Raw genomic sequence first — 954 nt, 5'->3', positions numbered from 1 at the left:
TCTAAATGCGAAGACCACCAACGGAGTTTCTCTTCTAGTACTTCTCCGCTTAAATAAGAACGTTGCCATAAACTGTAATCGGCATACTGTACAGGTAATGCGGGAAGCGATGCGGGCGCTCCTGTAATCCCTGCATTGTAAAGGGTTTCCAGTTCACTCACCAAGATGGGAAGGGACCAGCCATCTGAGGCGATATGATGCATCACTACGATCAAAGTATGAGAAGTAGATGAGCACGATACTAACTGGGCACGTATCATATAATCCTTTGACAGATCAAAGGGACGATGCACTTCTGAGGCAATATAAGAAGCTAGGGCTGAACTGCCTCCTATGGAGGATAACGATACTTCGGTGATGTGAAAGTCTGCTGCATCTAAAAGCAACTGATAACCGACACCGGCATCTTCCTTGAAAACTGTACGAAGGGATTCATGACGAACTAAAATCGATACAAGACTCCTAGATAGTAATCCCCGGTCTAAAGTGCCTTCTATGGATAAAACTCCTGGAACATGGTAATGCGTACTGCCTTCTAATCGGTCAATAAACCATAAACGTTCTTGGGTATAGGATAATGGGACCTGATCAGGACGCTCCATAGGTACAAGTACAGCTACTTCGCTTTGTTCTTGAACTTCTAAATACGAGGCTAAACTGCCTAAGGTGCTATATTCAAAAATGGTATTCACACTTAAAGAGATCCCATAACTACTACGAATTGATGCTACCAATCGTACCGCTAATAAGGAATGACCTCCTAACTCAAAGAAATCATCGGTCAATCCAATACGCTCTACTGAGAGTAAAGATGCCCATAATTCGGCAAGTGACTTAGAGGTGGACGTGTCTGGAGCTACATAAGAGGCTCCTGATAGATTACTGCCATCCGCCTCTGGAAGCGCCTTGCGGTCTATCTTACCATTCACCGTTAAAGGAAAAGAAGACAACTGT

The 954-nt window shown here is 44.0% G+C and carries 1 protein-coding gene; it reads right to left on the bottom strand.

What is annotated here, in order from left to right; translation table 11 throughout:
* A partial coding sequence (locus tag WBG07_RS19350; protein WP_340203778.1) for a condensation domain-containing protein occupies nt 1-954 on the bottom strand: 954 nt, incomplete at both ends.

The organism is Ascidiimonas meishanensis (genome assembly GCF_037782385.1).
Lineage (GTDB): Bacteria > Bacteroidota > Bacteroidia > Flavobacteriales > Flavobacteriaceae > Ascidiimonas > Ascidiimonas meishanensis.
Note: the sequence above shows the minus strand (reverse complement) of the source record. Positions and strands in the feature narration are given on the sequence as shown.